Genomic DNA, 22,788 nt, shown 5'->3' on the forward strand with positions numbered 1-22,788 from the left:
AGGTTTACGCAATCTTTGTAGAGCTGCTTACGGAGATCCCTCGTTCCTCGAGATGACAAGATTGCTTTGTAAACTAAGACTGAAAACTGAGACTGCAATCTGCGACTGAAAACTGTAAACTGCGTAAGCACGGCCTAATATTTAAAATTCTGCAATAAATATTGGCGAATATTCGATGATAAAATGCCTTTTTGATGTTAAAAATAACTGGCTGTGCGTCGTTTTTACACAAAGAAATCAGGGGGTTATTTGGTGATTTTGTGCCTTTAATTGGGATTTTTTTATAATGTTTTTAGTAATAATTTTTTAGGAATTTCACTTTTATTGCCATAATTGATTAACAAAATTAATGTAGCCGAAATCGTTGTAAAGTGGTTATTTTCTTTGTTTAAAAGTATAAATTGAGAGGTTTTTGTGTGAGATTTCTTTATTTTATTGCTTTATTTTTTTTCTTTTTCCTTTTTAAAGGTTGTTATTTATGGTAAAGCCGAAATAAAAGGCCGAAAAAAATAACAAATTCTTAAAACATAAATTTGGTTGTTATGAAAATATTTGTATGTTTGTATTGTTGTAGTATAGTATAGTATAAGTCAATTCGTTTTCTCGTATTTTAAATGCTCAATAATTCAAAAAAACCAACTCAATATTTTATTAACTAAAAACCAAATCATTATGAGAATTGCAATAAGATACTTATGCTTCTTAGTAGTTATGATGTCCGCCGGTACACTTTATTCCCAAACCATCACCGGTAAAGTTACAGATAATGAAAATTTACCCTTGCCTGGCGCTACAGTTGTAGTAAAGGGTACACAGAACTCAACTGTAACTGACATTGACGGAAGTTACAAATTAGCCAATGTTAAAACTGGATCTACTTTAGAATTTAGTTTCATAGGATTTAATACTCAAAGTGTTTCGGCCAATAACGCGGTTGTAAATGCGTCTCTAAAACCAAGCTCTCAGGAATTAAATGAAGTTGTAATAGTTGGAGCTGTAATGAAAAAAGGAGATCTGACAGGTGCTGTAAGTAGTGTTTCTGGTGATAAACTTAGAGAGGTTCCTACGCCAAACGTAGTGCAGGCGCTACAAGGGCGCGCTTCAGGTGTATATGTACAACAAAGCGCTGTACCTGGTCAGTCAGGCTCCATAAGAATTAGGGGAAATAATTCTCTAAACTTTGGCGGTAACCCAATATTTGTAATAGATGGTTTGATTACCGACAGCAATTTTGAAAACATTAACCCTGACGATGTTGCGAGTATGGAAGTTCTTAAAGATGCTTCGGCTACTGCATTATATGGTTCAAGAGCTGCTAATGGAGTAATTGTAATTACGACAAAAAAAGGTTCAAGATCGGGAGAAGCAAAAATACAGTATGATACATGGACAGGGGTGTCTGAATTTGCAAGAACTATCCCGTTGATGAATGGCCAACAATTATTTGATCTTAGGGTTGATGCTTACGCGAATCGTTATATGGATGAGAATCCTGGGGCTGATCGTGCTGCTTATGTTAATCAAATTAAGTCAAATGGCTCGACTGTATTTGCGCCTTATGAATTGGAATCTTACAGAACAGGTAAAAGTTACAACTGGCTAGATCAGGTAACACGTTCAGGTTTTCAAACGAATCATAATTTAAGTTTTAGCGGAGGTGGAGAAAAAGGGACTTATTTTGTAAGTTTTAATTATGTTAATCAGGAGGGACTTCTTAAAAACTCTGATTTTAAAAGATATAATGGAAAAATTAACCTTACGCAGGATTTAAAATCATGGCTGCAGTTTGGTACCAATACTACTTTTTCAAGAAGCAAGAGCAATTATCAGGAAGGTAGCGCCTTTGGTGTGGCATTGGGAGCAAATCCGCTATTGCCTATAGACCCTAAGACTACTTATCTTAGATATGGTGAAGTGTTTGACCAGAATCTTTATAACCCAATAAGAAGTCTTGATATTATAAATTCAAGCTCACGTAACAGACTTACAAGTAGTAATTTTTTAAGTGCAAAACCACTAAAAGGACTTGATATCAGAACTACTTTGTCTGTAGATATTGCAGATCAGGCAAACTTTGATTATGTGCCAAGTTACACAGGACAGTCACTTAGAAATTCTATGAATGGGGAAGCGCATCATTATAGATATTCACAATTCAATTATCAGTGGGACAATACCGTTAGTTATAGTAAAGTTTTTGCTGCAAAGCATGACGTGAGTGTTATGGGAGGATTTTCTGTAATGAGTAATTCAGGTAATAGTACTGATGTAAGAGCTCGCGGATTTGTTAGTGATGATTTGACCTATATGGCATTATCAGGTGCATATCAAAAAGATAATGCGCAGTTAAGCTCGAATTTTACAGATTATTCTAACCAATCGTATTTCGCAAGAGCTAATTATACTTATGATGGTAAATACACTATTACCGGTACAGTAAGAAGAGATGGTTCTTCTAAATTTGGTCCTAATAACAAATGGGGAACGTTTCCTTCAATAGCAGGAAGTTGGGATATTGCTAAAGAAAATTTCCTTTCAGGATTTGAAAAATTAGATCAGCTTAAATTTCGTGTAGGTTATGGTATGGTGGGGAATCAAAATGTAGATGCTTACAGGTATTTTGCATTATACAATGCACAAGTTAGTAATAATTCAGGGACTTATGTGTCTGATAATTATATTGATAATTTTGATTTAAGATGGGAAAAACAAAAGCAATTTAATGTTGGATTAGATACTGGTTTCTTTCAAAACAGGCTGACTGCAAGTGCTAATTATTTTCATATAAATAATGACGACCTTTTAATGTTGCGTAATATGCCGGTTTCATCAGGATATAAATATAAGCTGGATAATATTGGTGCTACCACTAATGAAGGTATAGAATTAGAACTTAGAGGTGACATTATCAGAAACAAGGACTTTAAGTGGAATGTTTCTGCCAACATATCATCGGCAAAAAATAAGGTTACAAAACTTTATGGAGATGCTACAGAGATATACAATTTAGGTGGTTACAGTAACAATGAGATCCAACGTACAGGGAACTTTTTCTTAGGCAAATCGGTAAACACAGTTTATGTGTTTGAATATGATGGTATAGCTCAACAGGGGGAAAACCTTACTGGAGTAAATTACGGAAGTAGAACTGTTCAGGCTGGGGATATTAAAATTAAAGATCGTAATGGCGATGGTGTAATAAACGATCAGGACAGATATGTGGTTGGTGATTTGAATCCTGACTATTACGGAGGTTTTTCTACAGATCTTAACTATAAAGGTTTTGCATTAAACGCAGTGTTCTCTTATTCAATAGGAGGTAAAAGACCAAGTGGTACATACGAAAGCTATATGAACTCAGGAGGAATGAGTGCAGCACATACAGATCTATTAGATCGTTGGACTCCTACCAATACCAATACAGATGTACCAAGAGCTTATTTTGGAGGAGGAAGATATACTTTAGGTGAGACAGATAAGGCAATACAAGACGCTTCATTCTTAAGATTAAATGCACTTACATTATCGTATACATTACAAGATAAGGTTGCAGAAAGTGTTTTTCTTAAAAATGTAAGGTTTTATGTAACGGGATCGAATCTATTTATTGTAACGAAATACAAAGGTTATGATCCTGAGGGAGGAGATTCTTATCCTATATCCAGAATGGTAGTTCTGGGATTAAATGTATCTCTTTAATCAAATTAATTTAAAAAATTATTTTATGAAAGCAAAAATTATAGCCTTTATGGCTCTGGCAATATTATCGACCTCCTGTTCTTCAGATTTTTTAGAGGAAGAACCTCAAAGTTCACTTACTGCTGCTCAGGCTTATGGCAGTTTAGGTAAAATTGAGCCTGTTCTTTTGGGAGCCATAACGAATTGGAGAAATATGCAAAAAGACCGTGCAGGACTTTATACCTCTCTTGGTACTGACGAAGCACAACAAGGAGCTTTGCAGGTAACGGGTGATGCTAACCAGGCTGGACTTGATTTATACAATGGCTTTCTAAGTCAGGAAAATCAGGCAATTGGGCAATTGTGGAATGACAGATGGCCAGTTATTGAAGTAGCTGCACAAACTATTAGAGCATTAGGAACCAATACCGAAGATGATAGTGCAAAACGTGATCTTTTGTTGGGTGAAGCCAGTTTTTTAAGAGCAACATTAATGTTTGAGCTTACACAATATTGGGGAGAAATACCGATTAATGATAAAGCAAAAACGGCAGAATTTGGTTTAAAACGTCAGCCGCTGCCTTTGGTTTATTCTTATATCGTTGCCGATTTAGAAAGAGCAATCGAAAAACTTCCTGCATCACAAAGCAATCCTGCATTTCCTGCAAAAGGCGTTGCTCAGGCACTTTTAGGAAAAGTATATTTATATGCTCCTGAAGCATCAGGATACCGTGATTATACTAAAGCAAAGCAATGGTTTGGAGCCGTTATTACTTCTGGTAAATATAGTTTATTGGCTAACTACGCAGATGTTTTTAGTCCGGATCACGCTAATTCTTCAGAATCGTTATACGAATGGCAGTATAATAATAACTGGCCTGATAATAACCAGATACAATGGCAGACAGGTTCAAGAGTTTTGGCAAACATAAACCAATATGCTTATTTTGGAGGTTATGATCTTATACTTCCTACTCAATATTGTTATAAAGATAAAACGGATGGCGGAATTTGGGAACCAGGTGATATGCGTAAAGACGCAAGTATTCGTTATGATTTTACTTATAAAGGAGTTAAACCAACACTTCCTGCAGGTTTTGGGGGTGATGAGTTGGATCCGCACATTAAAAAGTTTGAAGATATTCGTGTAGAAGGAAAACAGTCATTTTGGAATTCAGGTAAAAATAAAGCCTATATCAGATATTCGGATGTATTACTTAACTACGCAGAATGTTTGAATGAATTAGGAAATACAACAGAAGCAGAAGGATATGTGAATCAGGTTCGTACAAGAGCTTTTGGAGGAACATTACCAGCAGGAATGGCGTGGAGCGGACTTTCTCAAGCTCAGTTCAGAGATCAAATTCTGGATGAACGTATGCGTGAATTAGCTTTTGAAGGCTGGAGAAGAATGGACCTTATTCGTACTGGAAAAATGGTAGAATTAGTAAAAGCCCGCAACAAATGGGCAAAACAAAACGGTACAATAGCTACATTTCATAACCTTTATCCTATTCCTATCGGCGAGATTAAGCTCAACGATGAGATTGGTCCGGAAAATCAAAACCCAGGATATTAATGTTTTTGAATGCAGTTATAATGTAATTTTTTATTTTTTGGTCATGTGATTTTGGTTAGTCACAGTTTTGATTGTAATGCCATTTTGGATTTAGGTAATAACAGTACGAAGTTTTCTGTTAGAAAAAACTTAGTCCAAAATGGCATTCTTTTTTTTAATGTTTACAAAAATGTAAACGAATCAAATAGTAATATGAAGTTCAATAATATTCACTTTTTTATATGGTTATTAGTTTTAAATGCTTTTTCGTTAAGTATTTATGCTCAAAACAAAGTCAGTTTAAACTCTTCTGATATCGTTTGGAAAGTAAAACCACAAGCAGAAATAGGGCAGGACAGTCTTAAAATATTCTCCCCAAATTATTCCGGAACCAATTGGGTAAATGCCGTTGTTCCAGGTACTATTTTCAATTCTTATGTCGTAAGCGGATTAGAGAAAGATCCTAATTACGGCGACAATATTTATCAGGTTGATAAAACAAAATACGATCGTAGTTTTTGGTACCGTTCAGAGTTTAAAGTACCTGCAAATTTTACAAAAGAAATTATCTGGCTCAATTTTGAAGGAATCAATCGTGAAGGTGATGTTTACCTTAACGGAAAAAAACTGGCCACATTAAGCGGTATGATGCAACGCGGTAAATTTGACATTACAAAATTGGTACATCGCAACGATAAAAATGTATTGGCAATTTTGGTAAGTATCCCAAAGCTGCCCTTAAATAATTACGGAAGTCCAACTTATATTTCAAGCGCCGGTTGGGATTGGATGCCTTATGTACCAGGATTAAATTCCGGTATTACAGATGATGTTTTTCTAAGCAATACAGACAAAGTAAGAATTGTAGATCCGTGGATTCACACCAACTTACCTTCGAACGCACGCGCAGATCTTGAAGTAAAAGTAGAGCTTAAAAATTCATCGGCACAAAATCAGGAAGGAGTTCTTACGGGTGTAATTATGCCCGGAAACATTACTTTTTCTAAAAAGATTAATTTAGAGGCCAACGCAATTACAAGTGTCAATTTAAGCAAAGAACAATTTCCGGAACTTTCTATTCAGAACCCGAAATTATGGTGGCCAAATGGTTACGGAGATCCTAATTTGTATACGTGTCGGTTTACTTTTAAAATAGGTGATACAGTTTCAGACGAGCAAAAAATAACTTTCGGAATTAAAAAATATACCTACGATACAGAAGGCGGTGTTTTGCATGTTTCCATAAACGGAAAACGCGTTTTTCTAAAAGGAGGAAACTGGGGAATGAGCGAATATATGCTTCGTTGCAGAGGAGAAGAATACGATCTAAAAGTAAAACTCCACAAAGAAATGAATTACAACATCATTCGTAACTGGTTAGGTTCGACTACAGATGATGAGTTTTACCAGGCCTGCGATAAATATGGAATTATGGTTTGGGATGATTTTTGGCTCAATGCAAATCCAAACCTGCCATTAGACATTCATGTTTTTAATAGCAATGTAATTGAGAAAATAAAACGAGTAAGAAATCATGCGAGTATTGCCGTTTGGTGCGGAAATAACGAAGGATTACCACAACCTCCGCTTAATGGCTGGATTGCTGAAAACATTAAAACGTTTGATAATAACGACAGATATTATCAGCCATGTTCAAACACCGGAAACCTAAGCGGTAGCGGACTTTGGGGCAATAAAGATCCGAGGTTTTATTTTACCAAATATCCTGCGGCTTATGTAGGTACGGGAGACGGACCAAGTTGGGGTTTAAGAACCGAAATTGGTACAGCTGTTTTTCCAAACATCGAAAGTTTCAAGAAATTTATTCCTGAAAAAGACTGGTGGCCAAGAAACGATATGTGGGACAAACATTTCTTTGGGCAAAAAGCCTTTAATGCATCACCGGATAATTATGATAAAAGCATCACAGAACGTTACGGAAAACCAAATAATCTCGAAGAATATACCACAAAAGGCCAGTTGTTAAATATCGAAACCAACAAAGCCATGTACGAAGGCTGGTTAGATCATATGTGGGAAGATGCATCAGGGATTATGATCTGGATGAGTCAATCCTCTTATCCTAGTATGGTTTGGCAAACGTATGATTATTATTATGATCTGACAGGAGCATATTGGGGCGTAAAATCGGCTTGTGAGCCTATGCACATTCAGTGGAATTCGGTGAATAATTCGGTTAAAGTAATTAATACTACAGGAACTGATTTCAAAAATCTAAATGCCGAAGCAACGGTTTATAATCTGGATGGAAAATCGGCAGCAAAATTCAACCAAAAGGCCGTAGTAGATTCGTATTCGAATACAGCGACAGAAAGTTTTGTGATTCCGTTTTATTCGAATCAAAAAGATCTTGCTTTTCAGAAAAATGCAACAGCTTCTTCTACAGATGGAGGAAATACCAGAGACGTTACAGATGGAGATTCTAACAGCCGTTGGGCAAGTAAATCAACAGACGACGAATGGATTTACGTTGATCTGGAAAACGAATATACCGTAAACCGAGTGGTTTTAAACTGGGAAAATGCATACGGAAAAGAATATAAAATTCAGGTAAGTACAGATGCTAAAAACTGGGCAGATGCCAGCGTTATAAAAGAGGGAAAACAAGGAATCGAAACCATTTCGTTTGATGAAATAAAAACCCGTTATGTTCGAATGTTAGGCATAAAACGCGGCTCAGGCTGGGGATATTCACTTTATGATTTTAAAGTTTTTGGTGCCGATGCCAATACTTCAGAGTTGAGTCCGGTACATTTTATTCGATTAAAATTAAAAGACGCCCAAAACAAATTAATTAGTGAGAATTTTTATTGGAGAGGAATCAACATGAAAGACTTCACCGATTTGAATACATTGCCAAAAGCAAACGTAAATGTTTCCAGTAAAGTCGTAAAGCAAAATGGGAAATATTTTGTAAAAGCTAAAGTTTCAAGTCCGTCAGGAATTGCATTTGGAGTGCACATTCAGGCATTAAATGATAAAACCGGAGCTCAGATTTTACCAGCAATTGTAAGCGATAGTTATTTTACTTTACTAAAAGGAGAAAGCAAAGAAATTACCGTAGAATTTGATGAAGCACTTTTGAAAAATGGAGAAAAACCGGTTATAAAAGCTATTCCATACAATAAATAAGAAATTATTCTAAACACAAACCTGACAGGTTTAATAAACATTGCAAAATACTTTAAAAATAGAATTATGAACATTAAAAAATTTAAAGCACTGCTTTTTATACTATTGCCCTTGTTAGGCTATTCGCAAAATAACCCACTAGAATTATGGTATAACAAACCAGCCTCTCAATGGGAAGAAACATTGCCATTAGGAAACGGACGTTTAGGAATTATGCCGGACGGCGGAGTAACAACCGAAAAATTGGTTTTGAATGAAATTACCTTATGGAGCGGAGGCCCGCAAGATGCCAACAATTACAAAGCATATTCTTTTTTGCCACAAATAAGACAATTGTTATTGGAGAATAAAAATAAGGAAGCTCAAAAACTAATCGATCAGCATTTTATCTGTACAGGAGCAGGTTCCGGAAGCGGAAATGGAGCTGATGTACCCTTTGGAGCATATCAGGTTTTGGGAGATCTGACACTGAAATTTGATTATAAAACCCAGTCAAAACCGGTTAATTACAGCAGAAATCTGGATATTCAAACCGCAGTTGCCGGAACTCAATTTACAATTGACGGCGTGACGTATAAGCGTGAATATTTTACAGGATTTGGCGACGATGCAGGTTTTATCAAATTAACTTCGAGCAAAAAAGGAAAACTAAATTTTACTATTCAGTTAGATCGACCAGAACGTTTTAAAACTGTAAATGGCTCTGATAATTCGCTGGTTATGACAGGTCAGCTTAACAACGGAACCGACGGAAAAGGAATGAAATATAAAGCAAAAGTAAAAACTCAGCAAGTAGATGGAAATGCTTTATATACTAACAATAAAATTGAAATAAAAAATGCTACAGAAGTTGTGATTTTTATTTCTGCAGGAACAGATTATAAAGATAAAAATTTCGAAATTACTACAGATAAAGTTTTGGATGCAGCGATGCAAACGAAATATCAGGATCAGAAGAAAAAACATGTTGAAAACTACCAAAAGTTATTCAATCGTTTGACTTTAAATTTCGGAAAAAGCGCAAAGAAAACATTACCAACCAATGAGCGCCTGGATATTTTTGTAAAAGAACCAGATGCAGATACAGCGCTTCCAATTTTGTTTTATCAATACGGACGTTATTTAAGTATCAGCAGCACCAGACTAGGATTGTTGCCTCCAAACTTGCAGGGATTATGGGCGAAAGATGTACAAACACCATGGAACGCCGATTATCATCTGGATGTAAATGTTCAGATGAATCACTGGGCTTTAGAAACCGCAAACTTATCAGAATTGAATCTTCCATTAAAAGATTTGACTAAAGATTTGGTACCAAATGGAGAAAAAACAGCCAAAGCTTATTACAATGCTGATGGTTGGGTTGCACACGTTATTACAAATGTTTGGGGTTTTACAGAGCCGGGAGAAAGTGCTTCATGGGGAATCACAAAATCAGGTTCAGGCTGGTTGTGCAACAATTTATGGAGCCACTATTTGTATACCAATGATCAGGCATATTTGGCTGAAATTTATCCTATTTTGAAAGGAGCAGCACAATTTTATAAAAATATGTTGGTAAAAGATCCTGAAACGGGCTGGTTAGTAACATCGCCATCAGTATCGCCGGAAAATTCATTTTTATTGCCAAATGGTGATGCGTCGCACGTTTGTATGGGACCTACAATAGACAATCAAATTATTCGCGAATTGTTTAATAACGTGATAATAGCCTCTAAAAAACTTGGTTTAGATAATGATTTGAGTATTGAATTAGACAAACAATTAAAATTATTACCGCCTCCGGGAGTTGTTAGCCCTGACGGACGAATCATGGAATGGTTGAAAGATTATAAAGAAGAAGATCCTCAACACCGTCATATTTCTCATTTATATGGTTTATACCCGGGATCTTTGATTACTCCTGAAAACAAACCAGAATTGGTTGACGCAATTAAAAAAACGCTTGAAGTAAGAGGAGATGATGGAACAAGTTGGTCAATTGCATACAAAATGCTGTTTTGGGCTCGTTTAAAAGATGGAAACAAAGCTTATAAATTATTTAAAACAATACTTAGACAAACACGCGATACCAATATTAACTATGGTCCTGGTGGCGGTGTGTATGCCAATTTACTTTCTGCAGGGCCACCATTTCAAATTGATGGAAACTTTGGTGCATCTGCCGGAATTGGTGAAATGCTAATTCAAAGTCACGCCGGATTTATAGAATTATTGCCTGCAATGCCGGATGCCTGGTTAAACAAAGGAGAAGTAAAAGGACTTAAAGCCGAAGGAAACTTTACCATAAACATTAAATGGGAAAAAGGTAAAGTAACGAAATATGAAGTTTTATCTCCTGTACCAACAAAGGTAAAAGTGAAGGTAAACGGAGAAATGAAAGAGATTACATCTTCTAAATTATAATTTGTAGAATTTAAGTAGACCTAACAGGTTTTTAAAACCTGTTAGGTCTACTACATTGAATAGACTCCGTCTTTAGCTGAAGGTAATAGAAATTCATCTCAAATATGGCTTTAGCCGAAATCTTAAAGTATTTTGGCTAAAGCCATTATTATATTCAATTCTTAAAATCTCCAGCTAAAGCTGGAGCCTATTCAATAAAAGAATGAAATCATGTTTTACTAATTTAATTCTAAACAATGAATTTTACTAAAATAATGCTCTTTGGAACACTATTAAGTTCAATAGTCCTGGGAGCACAAACCACAGAAAAAATAACCTCGCACGTAAACCCTTTCATAGGTACGGGAGCAGCACATGGTTCGCCGCTTTCGGGGAATAATTATCCCGGAGCAACAGTTCCATTTGGGATGGTGCAATTGAGTCCTGACACGAGAAATACTCCGGATTGGAGCGTTGCCAGCGGTTATAATTATAACGACACCACTATTGCAGGTTTCAGTCACACCCATTTAAGCGGAACCGGAGTAGCCGAATTATTTGATGTTATGTTGATGCCATTTAGTGGCGCAATAGTCAAAGAAGAAGCCGGACAAAATGCGTATCAGTCTAAATTTTCTCATGAAAAAGAATCGGCTAAACCCGGTTATTACAGTGTAGAATTGTTAGATTATCAGATAAGAGCAAAACTTACTGCAACTACACACGCCGGTTTTCATAAATACAGTTTTCCTAAAAGTAAAGAAGCTCATATCGTGATCGATTTAGATCATTCGATGAAAAAATCAGATTGGAATACACGTATTATTGCATCACAGCTTTCATTTCCTAATGATCATACGATCGAAGGATATCGCGTTATCACGGGCTGGGCGCCAATGCGAAAAGTATTTTTTCACGCTGAATTCTCGCAACCTATAATCCGTAATCATGTTAGAGATGGCGGAAATATTTATGATAATGCTAAAATAGTCAACGGAAATGCAATTAGAGCTATTTTAGATTTTGATACCTCAAAACAACAAGAAGTTTTGGTAAAAGTTGGAATCTCTGCCACAAGTATCGAAAATGCACGTTTGAATGTTCAGGCTGAAATTCTTAATTGGGATTTTAATGCAACCGTAAATGCTGCCGATGCCGTTTGGGAAAAAGAACTCAGCAAGATAAAAATTGACGGAACACCAGAGCAAAAGCAAATTTTCTACACTGCTTTGTACCATACTTTCATCCAGCCGAATACTTTATCAGATTTGAGCGGAGATTACCCCGCAGCCGATTTTACCACCAGAAATTCATCCAAACCTTATTATTCAACATTCTCTTTATGGGATACCTATCGTGGTGCACATCCATTATACACTATAACGCAGCCAGAACGTTCGGTTGATTTTGTAAATAGTATGTTGGCATATTATAAAGTCTTTGGTTATTTACCCATCTGGCAATTGTGGGGACAGGAGAATTACTGTATGATAGGCAATCACGCCATTCCGGTTGTGGTTGATGCCGTTCTTAAAAATCTAAAAGGAATTGATACCGAAGCAGCGTTCGAAGCTGTAAAGAATTCGTCAACACGTGAACATCCGGGATCACCATTTAGTCTTTGGGAAAAGTACGGTTATATTCCTGAGAATCTAAAATCCCAGTCGGTTTCATTGACTTTAGAAATGGCTTACGATGATTGGTGCGTGGCCGAATTAGCGAAAAAACTGGGTAAAACAGATGATTACAATCATTTTACAAAACGTTCTCAATTTTATAGAAATCTATACGACAAACAAATAGGATTTTTTAGAGCCAAAGACGACAAAGGCAATTGGATTGGTCCATTTGATCCTTTAAAATACGGCGCAAATGGCGGATATCCGTTTACAGAAGGCAATGGCTGGCAATACTTTTGGTATGTTCCGCAAGATGTAAAAGGACTTGTAGGTTTAGTGGGCGGCGATTATGTTTTCACCAAAAAACTAGATACTTTTTTCACCTTAGAAGACAAACCCGAAGAAGTAAATGACAACGCTTCAGGTTTCATCGGTCAATACGCACACGGAAATGAGCCAAGTCATCATATCGCTTATTTGTATAATTACGCAGGACAACCCTGGAAAACACAACAATACGTAGCCGAAATTTTGAATAAAATGTACAATACCACTTCATCCGGTTATTCCGGTAATGACGATTGTGGAGAACTTTCGGCCTGGTATATATTTAGTGCCATTGGTTTTTATCCTGTTAATCCTGCAAGTAGTACTTATGTTATTGGATCGCCTTTACTTAAAGAAGCTTCTATTCAATTGAAAGATGGAAAGATTTTTAAAGTTATAGCCAAGAACGTTTCTGATAAAAATATTTATATCCAAAGCGCCAAACTGAATGGGAAAAGTTATAACAAAACCTTTATTAATCAAGCAGATATTGATGCCGGAGGAACTTTAGAATTTGTTATGGGAGGAAAGCCTAATAAGCAATGGGGGAGTAAATTAGAAGATAGACCGATTAAATAGATTTATATTTTGCAAAAATTGCCCACAGATTTTAATTCTATTATTTGCGCATACAGTTTGTCATCCTGAGGCACGAAGGATCACACTAGAAACTCCGCAATCTGAATCACCAATCTTTGTAGAGCTACGTGTGTGATCCTTCGTGCCTCAGGATGACAAGATTGCGAGTAGCTAATATGAAAGTAAAATAAAAAATCCGTTTTTATCCGCGTTTTCGCGAAGCGAATCCGTATCATCCGCGTACCATATTCAGTACTCAAAAAAAAACAACAAAAAAGGTTTGATGAAATTAATCATCAAACCTTTTTTTATTCCCAAAGACCCGAAATATTTTAAGCCTTTCAGGTCTAACTGTTTAAAATACCTATACTAACTTAAACAGAAACGGATTCTTCATTTTTCAATAAAGACAAATGTATGGTAACGCCTGAATGGCTTTTTTCTTCAGAAAGAACGGTTGTAAAAGTTTCTTCAGCTTCTGCTTTTTTATCCAAACCTAAAAGCCCTAATCCCTGCATGTACAAGCAGTGAATTTTATTTCGTTTGTCTAAGTCATCTTCCCAAATCATAAGATCAGGTAGTGATACCGCAAAATAATCAATCATAACATGATCGTTTAGATGTTTTTGAGCGTAAGCCACCAGCTTTTCGAAACGTTTATTGGCTTCAGCAAGATCATTTAATTTTAAGAAAGCCAGACCTTGATAGAAAATTTTATCCGGTTGCTGATCGTTGTAGAAAATCGCTGCCGTTGGATCTTCTAATCCCTGAGTGGCTTTATGCCACCAGTTATTGGCTTCTTCTTGATTGTTCTTTTTATCGAAAGCAACACCTAACCAGTAATGAATATCATTTTCCTGAGCGCCCGGTAATTTTCCTTCGCCAAGATTATCAGGATAAGTTTGCGCTTGTTCTAAAAGCTCAATGGCTTTATCATAATTGCCTTCTGAGATTTGTTGTTTGGCAATTTTAGTTAAACTGGTGAGATATTGTCCGCTTACTTTTCCTTCGCCACCTTCCCACGGATGGAAAATTCGGTTTTGTAATAAAGTTAGGGCTTTATCGTGTTTACCTAAAAGGTTGTACAAAGCCACTCTTTCTAAATAAACATCATCACGCTGAATCACCAATTCTAAATGTTTCTCTAAGAAAGCCAGTCTGAAAACCAAATCCCTGTTCAAACGTTTGTACAATTGATCCAATTCCATTAGGATTCTTGAATCTTCTAAATCTAATGAGAATGCTTTCTCTAAACTGGCAAGCGCTTTTTGTTCGTTTTCTAATTTATTGTAATACGCCAAAGCCAAATTACGATGCACAGTCGGGAAAGTATCATCGATAGCTACCGATTGTTCCCAGCAAGAAATTGCATCATCATAATATTTAGAAGCGTACCAGAAGTTTCCTAAATAATACAAAGCTTTTGCATCATTGGTTTGTTTCTCAATTACATTTTGAAGTACCAATGCAGCTTCAAGCTGATTTGGAAAACAATAATCTGGTTTTGCCTGAGACGCCATTTTGAAGCATTTTTCGGCTTGACCGAAATCATTTAATTTTTCATAGAACGAACCTGCATAATACCACGCCATTGGATACGTTTCTTCGTCTTTTAACCCTTCGGTTAATAAACTTACAGCTTCCTGATAGAAACCTGCAGCAGCATAATCTAATGCATATTCTATATACGTATGAATGTTGTTTCTGATTAATGAATTAAAATACGCAAGGTCTTTTTTGTCATTGCTTAAAATATATTTCTCGAAAAGTAATCCAAAATTGAAACAATCATTTTCTAGATAATTATTCGCAAGTTCAAGCGCTTTTTCTTTTTGGTTTAATTTTCTAAGGAAAGCGACTTGTAAATGCAACGCTTTATGATCTTCGGTGTTTTTAGAAATTGCTTTTTTGATGTGTGTTAAAGCCAATTCATAATCACCATTTAATGCGTCAAGTTGGGCTACATAGAAGTAACCTTGATTTTGCCAGGCCGCATTCCATGTTGCTTTATAAAAAGCATCATAAGCTTCTTTGTTTTTATCTTGATATTTAAGACATAAACCTAAATTGAAATAAGGTTCTCCATCATACGGATTCGGATTTCTTTGCGTCAAAGTTTTGATAGCCGCTCTAAAATAAGGTTCAACTTCTGTAAATTTAGCTCTTCGCATCAACCATAATCCCATTGCATTATTCGAACGAACGTCGCCAGCATCACGTTTTATAGCTTCTTTGTAATACGGAATCGGACTATAAGTAGCGTGTCTGTATTGCTCTAAATGCTGCGCTGTAAGGAACAATTGCTCATTACTTTCGATAGCTTCCGGAGCAAGGGCAGGTTTTGCGGCTTCAGGAATTTCGTCTTCATTTTGTCCTTCATAAATCCAATCAACCAAAACTTTATTATCAGCATCAGTTACTGAAATCGATAATCCTTCTAAAGAAGTATTCTCAAAATCAATCGTTTCTTCGAATGAATTGTAGGGAGAAGCATCGTATTGTTTTTGGAATAAAACAGTGTCGTTATTTTTTAAAGTAACAGTAGTATTTGGGTAAACGCCCGTTGTATAGGCTTTAATCACTAATTTATTGTCGATACTTTCCAGATTAACCATTGCATTTTTGGTCGCATTTTTCACAATACCTAAATCACGGTATGGCATAAAATATTGTGTAAAATCTTTTTGTTCACCTGGCATAATCCACGTAAAATCAGGCTGATTATCCGTGTAAACTCCACACATCAATTCGATATACGGACCATCTTCATCGGTAAGGTTACGATCCCAGGCACGACCAAAATCGCCATGTCCCCAAGTCCATTGTTTTTTTCCCGGAGAAACATGGTGGTTGGCTACGTGCAATAATCCGCCTTTTGAATCATTTTCGTATCCGCCCACAAAATTATATTTAGACGCAATCGCCATGTAAGAGGTTGGAACTGGAATATTCTTATAGCGCGAAATATCAGTTCCTGGTGAATAATCTACCTTATAATATGTTCCTTTTGCAATTGGAAAAGACGAAACATCACGTTTACCGTGGTCAAAAACAGCATTTACATCCGGTGGAAAAACCGATTGATAATCGTCGTTTACTTTAACCGCAGGATTTGCCCACCATAAAAAGGTTTGTGGGAACGAAGTTCTGTTGTACAATTGCGCTTTGATTTCTAAATATGCTTTGTCAGGATATAATCTAAATCCTGCCATACCTTTGGTTCTAAACATACGTTCAACCTCGCTGCACCAAACTGTTGCGCTTCCATCTTCATGTTCTTTGATGGTAAAATCTACCGGATCAAAAGTCGTTGGTCTGTGGTGTTGCGGCCAGTTAAACTCAATTCCGCCCGAAATCCAAGGGCCTGTAAGTCCTACTAATGCTGGTTTTACAACCTGATTATAATATACAAAATGACGTTCTTTGGTCTTGTCGTACGCCATATGCACACGTCCGCCAAGTTCAGGCAAGATCATTATTTTAACAAACTCATTTTCAAGATAAACGGCCTGATATTCTTTATCGACTTTTTCGTCTGCGATTTTTTCAATAACCGGATAAGGATATACAGATCCGTTACTTCCCTGATAAACTCTTTTTTCAATGAATACAGGATTTTTTTCAGGTTTGCCCACCTCATAGGTTGGTAGGATTATTTTTTCCTTCCAAACATTTACTTTTTGCATGATGTAATGAAATTTAAATTATTGAATATTCTTTGAATTTTTATCAGAAACCATCAGTTCTTCAATCTCTTCAAGACTTTTGTTTTTGGTTTCAGGAAGTTTTCTAAATACAAACACGAATCCTAAGGCACAGATAATCCCGTACAACCAGAAAGTGCCTGATGTACCCAGATATTCATTGAAAATAGGGAAGGTTTGTACTAAAAGCGCAGAGGCGATCCAGAGTGCAAATGTGGCTACAGACATCGCAACACCTCTGATTCGGTTAGGGAAAATTTCAGATAAAATTACCCAGGTAATAGGAGCGAGGGACATTGCATAAATAGCGATGGCTAACAATACTAGTAATAATAAAGGGAAACCGGTTACATTGGTATAATAAAAATAACCCAATAAAGCATAGATTACAGCAAGTGCACCGGAACCAAAAAGCATTAGTTTTTTACGACCAATTTTGTCTACAGTTCCCATCGCAACAAGAGTAAAAATAAGGTTGATGCTTCCGGTAATGACAATATTCATGAACAAATCATTGATACTATAACCCGCTGAAACAAAGATTTCCTGAGCATAGTTGAAAATGATATTAATACCGCACCATTGCTGAAAAGCAGCTAATACAATCCCTATAACAAGTATTGGTAAAGCTTTTTTGTCCAGCAACATTCTGAAATCGGTTTTCTCGGTTTCATGCGTAAAAGTTTCTTTTATTTTTACAGAAGCTTCTTTGGCGTAGGCCAAACCTCCAATTTTTGTAAGTGTATTTTCTGCCGAATCGTAATTTCCTTTTTTAGCCAGATATCTGGGGCTTTCAGGAATTAAAAACATTAGAATAAAGAATAAAACGGCCGGGAAAAATCCTGCCCAAAACATCCATCTCCAGCCGGTTTGTCCGTTCCAGGAAGCCAAAATTTCGGCATGCGTATAACCTGCAGGAATAACCTCGGTAATCAACATATTGGTAATTTGTGCGGCAAGAATACCTATTACTACAGTAAGTTGGTTGATCGATACAAAAAGGCCTCGTGTTTCCTGCGGAGCGATTTCGGCAATATATAAGGGCGAAATTGTAGAGGCGATCCCAATCCCGATACCGCCAATAATACGCCAGATAATAAATATGGTAAAGGTTTCTGAAGCTCCGGTACCAATTGCCGATATAGAGAATAATACTGCGGCAACAATCAACATTGGGCGTCTTCCGTAGGTATCTGCCAGTTTTCCGGCAACTGCTGCTCCCGCAACACAGCCTACAAGGGCACTACTCATGGCCCAGCCTTGTAAAGCCGGAGAATCTGAAATGCCAAAATAAATTTCGTAAAATGGTTTTGCACCACCTATTACAACCCAGTCGTAACCAAAGAGTAGACCACCCAATGCTGCAACAAGGCTAATTGATAGTAAAAAGGTATAATTATAATTTTTCATAAAAAGGTTTTAATAGCTTTTGTAAAATTAGCGGAATAGGAACCTTTGATTTATGGATATTTTTTTTGAATAGATGGACTATAATACGATTTTTTGATGCTTTGGGCTAAAATACGAAAACAATTGCGTTACTGCTTGTATTCAGTACGGTATTGTATGGGTGAAGTACTCATTATTTTTTTGAATAAACGAGAGAAATACAACGGATCATTGAACCCTAAAGCAAAGCTTATTTCCTTTATACTCATAGTGGTAAAGCTGAGGTACTGACAGGCTTTCTGCATTTTTAAATAGTTGAAATAATGTATAGGAGAGTAGCCGGTTTGCTTCTTAAACAAGGTAAAAAAGTGCGATGACGAGTAGTTGAAATAAGCCGCTACATCATTGATTTTTAAGGATAAATCCAAATGTTTTTTCATATAGTCAATGGAGGACTCAATAGTATTATCCTCTGAAAATATCTTGTTTTTTTTGATGAAAAATCGCTCATATAAAAAAGCATTCAATAGTTGCCATAACGAGAGATTGGCATATTCAAGATTACTGGCACTGTAACCGTCTTCCATAACATCCAGTATATTTTCGAAAAGTTCGATACGTCTTTCTTCCAGTGATAATTGCGGCGCTGTGTCTGGAAATTCGGTGATGAATTTCTCATAGAAATGCGGTGCTTGAGGCCCGGTAAAGTGAATCCAGTAAATACTCCACGGATTTTGTTTCAAAGCATAATAGTCATGCGCCACTTCAGGAGGTATTATATAAAAGGTATTCGCTTTTAGCGTTATGGTTTTATTTTCTTTACTGATAATACCTTCGCCTTTATAACAATAAATCAGGATGTATTGTTTGCTTCCGTGTTTTCGTTTCATCGAGTGGTGGCTTGCATTAGGGAAAACGCCAATATCCGTAAAATACAAACTGGCAATAAGCGCATTCTTTTTGATGCTCGAAAGGATGTTTTTAGGGATCACGATCATGCGTTGTCCTAAAAAACCTTCTCTAACTTTTATTTTTTCCTTTTGTGATGAATTCTTCATTTGGATGAGACTATTTTTCAAATATCGTAATTTAATCCATGTTTTTAGAAAAAATGTCCATTTTGATAAAAATAATCAGGATTACATTTGAAACATTAGAATAACAATGATGTTTTCAATCCCTTTTTTAAAACAATATGAATCCTATTAATAAGATTGTATGCGAACCTTTTGGCGTATGCGATGGCAGAGAAATCTTTAAATTCAAACTAACCAATGTTCACGGAAACTACGTTGAACTACTTAACTATGGAGCCATAGTAAAGTCCATAGTAGTACCGGACAAAAACGGAAAGAAGGAAAATGTGGTTTTGGGATTTCCAACTTTAAAAGGATACATAAATGATAACTGTTATATAGGTGCAACCATCGGACGTTTCTCTAACCGAATCAATAATGCCGAATTTTCTATTGGAAATAAAATTTATCATCTGGATAAAAATGATGGCAAAAACAATAATCACAGCGGTTCAGCAGGATTCAACAGCAAAGTATTTGATTTTCTTGTAATAGATGATGACGTAATTTTTACGCTTGACAGCAAAGATGGAGAAGGAGGTTTCCCCGGAAATTTAAAAACCGAAGTTATTTATAATTGGACCAACAGAAATGAATTAAAAATCAAATATCTGGCTATTTCTGATGAAAAAACTCTACTAAATTTCACCAATCATTCGTATTTCAATTTATCAGGCTGCAGGGATAAAATACAGAACCATCATCTTACCATTCGCTCAAATTCTATATTAGAAAGTACGCCTGATTATATTCCTACAGGAGAAATTGTTGCTGCAGATAAACTTTCATTTTCAAATAAAAAGCTAGGTGAAGTCATGCAAAACAAGGGACTGAATGTTTTTTACATTTTTGATAAAGATAAAACACAACCTGATTTTGTTTGCGAATTATCAGAAGAAGAATCAGGAAGAAAAATGCGTGTACAGACTTCGTATCCCGGCGTGCAATTGTATACAGGAGACTATTTAAACAGTAAAATAATGGGAGAACATTCTAAGTTGTACAAACCTTTTGACGGAGTATGTTTAGAATGCCAATATTATCCGGATAGTCCAAATCACGAGCATTTTTCGAATACTATATTCGGATCCGGAGAATTTTATAATGAAACGATTACCTATAGTTTTGATGTCATGAATCTAAAATATGCCACCGATGATGAGGATTAAAATGATTTTTTTCACGCAGATTTACTTCGTCTGTTCGCTATCGCTCGGGTGACAGATTAGAGCAAATTTAATTTTAGATTTTTATTAAATAGATATGTACTTATCAGCTTAAATCTTTTTAAATCTGCGTGAAGAAAATAATTCGTGAATTCGTGACTAAAAAACTTTACGAAACAATAAAATTTAAAAACTAATCTCTAAAAACTATATAATGAAAAAAATGATTCTTCATCGATCTTTAAATTTGCTAATACCCGCAGTATTTTTTGTGCTGACAAGTGGTAAAGCCCAAAATACTGCACTTGACCTGAAGTCTAAGGACAATCTAAATAAGATTACTTTGTCTTTAAGTCAAGATGGAAAGTTGTCTTATACCGTTACGCGCAAGGATAAAACGATAATTCTGGATTCTCCACTTGGTTTGAGTTTGGAAAATAATGATTTTACAGCTGGTTTGTCGGTTGAAAAAGTTTCGCCTGTTGAAGAAAAGCGTGAAAAATATGAACTTAAAGTGGCTAATAATAAAGTCGCAGATCATGTCTTTAAAAGCAAAAGCGTAACATTCAAAAACAAACAAGGTGCTTTTATGACAATAGATTTAATTGCAGGCTCAGAAGGCGTTGCTTTTAGATATAAATTCACTGAAAAGGAAAATCAAAAGAGAGTTGTTACCAATGAAATTACAGGATTTCATATCGAACAAAATGCAAAAGGCTGGCTTCAACCTTATAATAAAGCAGGAGATTATACGCCAGGTTATGAGGATTTTTATGTAAATGTAAAATCCGGAGATCCAATAAGTGGTGCGCGAAATGAATCTGTGGGTTGGTGTATGCCGGCACTTTTTAATGTAAATGATACTAAAAACTGGGTGCTGATTGCAGAATCAGGAGCAGACGGTACATTCCCCGGATGTCATTTATTACCTGATTCTAAGGGCGGAATTTACAGCATAGGATTTGCTAAAAAAGACGAAAAATTTACGTTGCCTTTAGCAGATAAAGAGGTTTATCCTGAGTCAAGTTTGCCATGGACAATGCCCTGGAGAGTCATCATGATTGGCGATAAAGCAGGAGATATATTATTGTCGACTATGATTACAGATTTAGCTCCGGCCTCAAAAATTGAAGATACTTCCTGGATCATTCCCGGAAAAGCGGCATGGTCATGGTGGTCACATCCTGAAGATTTTACGCCAGAAATGTATAATAAATTCACGGATGTTTCGGCTTCATTTGGGTTTAGATATACGCTTTTTGATGCCGGATGGGAAAAAGCGAATAAAGAAGGAAAGATTATTGATTATGCATTATCAAAAGGAGTTCAACCATTAGTTTGGGGATATTCGGCGGAGTATTTTGATTCGGGAAAAAGAAAAAACAGGTTCAAAGAATTGGCTCAAATGGGCGTAAGAGGCGTTAAAATAGATTTTTGGTGCTCAGATCGCCAAGAGGTTATGGCTGCACTGCAAGGTGTTTTTGAAGATGCTGCCAAAGAACATTTGTTAGTTAATTTACATGGTACAACAATACCAAGAGGCTGGCATAGAACATGGCCGAATTTTGTAACGGCAGAAGCTATTTTAGGAACCGAAAGTTATTTTTATGAACCAAGATTCCCTGAAAAAGCAGCAGAACAAAATACAGTATTACCTTTTACAAGAAATGTAGCCGGACCTGCTGATTATACGCCCTTTGCATTGACTTTTAGAAAATACACACGTTTAAATACGGCAACACATGAGTTGGCTATGGCGATGATTTATACATCAGGAATTATCCATTTTGCCGATTCGGAAGAGGTTTTTAATTCACTTCCTGATGCGCTTAAAAATTTATTGAAAGAAATGCCGGCAACCTGGGATAGAACAGAATATATTATTGCAGATCCCGGGAAATCGATAGTTTTGGCTCGCCAAAAAGACAACCTTTCTTATATCGTAGGGATAAATGGTACAAATGCAGCAGAGCCAATTTCTATAGATCTCAAAAAATACGGCAAAGGCTTCTCAAAATTCAGAATTATCTCCGAAGGAAAAGATTCTTTAATGGAATTTAAAGTAGAAACTCATCCTATAACTTCAAAATGGCATTATAATTTAGCTCCAAAAGGTGGGTTTATTATTCAGTTTATAAAGTAAGTAAGTTTTTT

At 36.1% G+C, this 22,788-nt stretch carries 10 protein-coding genes; 7 read left to right on the forward strand and 3 right to left on the reverse strand.

The annotated features are described in order from the left end of the window. The first annotated feature begins 672 nt into the window (after nucleotides 1-672). The 5 genes from IRZ78_RS11395 to IRZ78_RS11415 all read left to right on the forward strand — a co-directional run bounded on the left by IRZ78_RS11395 (nucleotide 673) and on the right by IRZ78_RS11415 (nucleotide 13,299). Nucleotides 673-3,699: a TonB-dependent receptor gene (locus tag IRZ78_RS11395; RefSeq protein WP_194616662.1), complete on the forward strand. Its 3,027-nt coding sequence runs from the start codon at nucleotides 673-675 to the stop codon at nucleotides 3,697-3,699. 25 nt (nucleotides 3,700-3,724) lie between these two features. Continuing rightward, nucleotides 3,725-5,257, forward strand: a complete 1,533-nt coding sequence (locus tag IRZ78_RS11400) for a RagB/SusD family nutrient uptake outer membrane protein (RefSeq protein WP_194616663.1) — start codon at nucleotides 3,725-3,727, stop codon at nucleotides 5,255-5,257. 192 nt (nucleotides 5,258-5,449) lie between these two features. Further along, nucleotides 5,450-8,389 carry a discoidin domain-containing protein gene (locus IRZ78_RS11405; protein ID WP_194616664.1) on the forward strand — a complete coding sequence of 980 codons (2,940 nt, stop codon included), beginning with the start codon at nucleotides 5,450-5,452 and terminating at the stop codon, nucleotides 8,387-8,389. A 66-nt stretch (nucleotides 8,390-8,455) separates the two neighbouring features. Beyond that, nucleotides 8,456-10,795, forward strand: coding sequence for a glycoside hydrolase family 95 protein (locus IRZ78_RS11410; RefSeq protein ID WP_194616665.1), 2,340 nt, complete (start codon nucleotides 8,456-8,458; stop codon nucleotides 10,793-10,795). A gap of 236 nt (nucleotides 10,796-11,031) precedes the next feature. Continuing rightward, nucleotides 11,032-13,299 carry a GH92 family glycosyl hydrolase gene (locus tag IRZ78_RS11415; RefSeq protein WP_194616666.1) on the forward strand — a complete coding sequence of 756 codons (2,268 nt, stop codon included), beginning with the start codon at nucleotides 11,032-11,034 and terminating at the stop codon, nucleotides 13,297-13,299. Between the two features lie 374 nt (nucleotides 13,300-13,673). On the opposite strand, the gene IRZ78_RS11420 is transcribed toward IRZ78_RS11415, so the two are convergent. The 3 genes from IRZ78_RS11420 to IRZ78_RS11430 form a co-directional block, all read right to left on the reverse strand. Next, a complete protein-coding gene (locus IRZ78_RS11420) occupies nucleotides 13,674-16,985 on the reverse strand; it encodes a DUF5107 domain-containing protein (RefSeq protein ID WP_194616667.1) in 3,312 nt (1,103 codons plus the stop codon). An 18-nt stretch (nucleotides 16,986-17,003) separates the two neighbouring features. Continuing rightward, the gene (locus IRZ78_RS11425) at nucleotides 17,004-18,413 is read right to left on the reverse strand and encodes a sugar porter family MFS transporter (protein WP_194616668.1); all 1,410 of its coding nucleotides are present in this window, start codon (nucleotides 18,411-18,413) and stop codon (nucleotides 17,004-17,006) included. A gap of 128 nt (nucleotides 18,414-18,541) precedes the next feature. Further along, nucleotides 18,542-19,450 (reverse strand): AraC family transcriptional regulator, encoded by a 909-nt coding sequence (locus IRZ78_RS11430; protein WP_194616669.1) that lies wholly within the window; start codon nucleotides 19,448-19,450, stop codon nucleotides 18,542-18,544. Between the two features lie 137 nt (nucleotides 19,451-19,587). On the opposite strand from IRZ78_RS11430, the gene IRZ78_RS11435 reads away from it, so the two are divergent. After that, nucleotides 19,588-20,637 carry an aldose epimerase family protein gene (locus IRZ78_RS11435; RefSeq protein WP_194616670.1) on the forward strand — a complete coding sequence of 350 codons (1,050 nt, stop codon included), beginning with the start codon at nucleotides 19,588-19,590 and terminating at the stop codon, nucleotides 20,635-20,637. A 211-nt stretch (nucleotides 20,638-20,848) separates the two neighbouring features. Then, nucleotides 20,849-22,777: a glycoside hydrolase family 97 protein gene (locus IRZ78_RS11440; protein WP_194616671.1), complete on the forward strand. Its 1,929-nt coding sequence runs from the start codon at nucleotides 20,849-20,851 to the stop codon at nucleotides 22,775-22,777. The last annotated feature ends 11 nt before the right edge of the window (nucleotides 22,778-22,788 follow it).

Source organism: Flavobacterium sp. CSZ (assembly GCF_015350725.1).
Taxonomy (GTDB): domain Bacteria; phylum Bacteroidota; class Bacteroidia; order Flavobacteriales; family Flavobacteriaceae; genus Flavobacterium.

Bases quoted from the DNA above. Each gene is read 5' to 3' on its own strand.
- IRZ78_RS11395 (WP_194616662.1), top strand. From the start codon at position 673: ATGAGAATTGCAATAAGATACTTATGCTTCTTAGTAGTTATGATGTCC.
- IRZ78_RS11400 (WP_194616663.1), top strand. From the start codon at position 3,725: ATGAAAGCAAAAATTATAGCCTTTATGGCTCTGGCAATATTATCGACC.
- IRZ78_RS11405 (WP_194616664.1), top strand. From the start codon at position 5,450: ATGAAGTTCAATAATATTCACTTTTTTATATGGTTATTAGTTTTAAAT.
- IRZ78_RS11410 (WP_194616665.1), top strand. From the start codon at position 8,456: ATGAACATTAAAAAATTTAAAGCACTGCTTTTTATACTATTGCCCTTG.
- IRZ78_RS11415 (WP_194616666.1), top strand. From the start codon at position 11,032: ATGAATTTTACTAAAATAATGCTCTTTGGAACACTATTAAGTTCAATA.
- IRZ78_RS11420 (WP_194616667.1), bottom strand. From the start codon at position 16,985: ATGCAAAAAGTAAATGTTTGGAAGGAAAAAATAATCCTACCAACCTAT.
- IRZ78_RS11425 (WP_194616668.1), bottom strand. From the start codon at position 18,413: ATGAAAAATTATAATTATACCTTTTTACTATCAATTAGCCTTGTTGCA.
- IRZ78_RS11430 (WP_194616669.1), bottom strand. From the start codon at position 19,450: ATGAAGAATTCATCACAAAAGGAAAAAATAAAAGTTAGAGAAGGTTTT.
- IRZ78_RS11435 (WP_194616670.1), top strand. From the start codon at position 19,588: ATGAATCCTATTAATAAGATTGTATGCGAACCTTTTGGCGTATGCGAT.
- IRZ78_RS11440 (WP_194616671.1), top strand. From the start codon at position 20,849: ATGAAAAAAATGATTCTTCATCGATCTTTAAATTTGCTAATACCCGCA.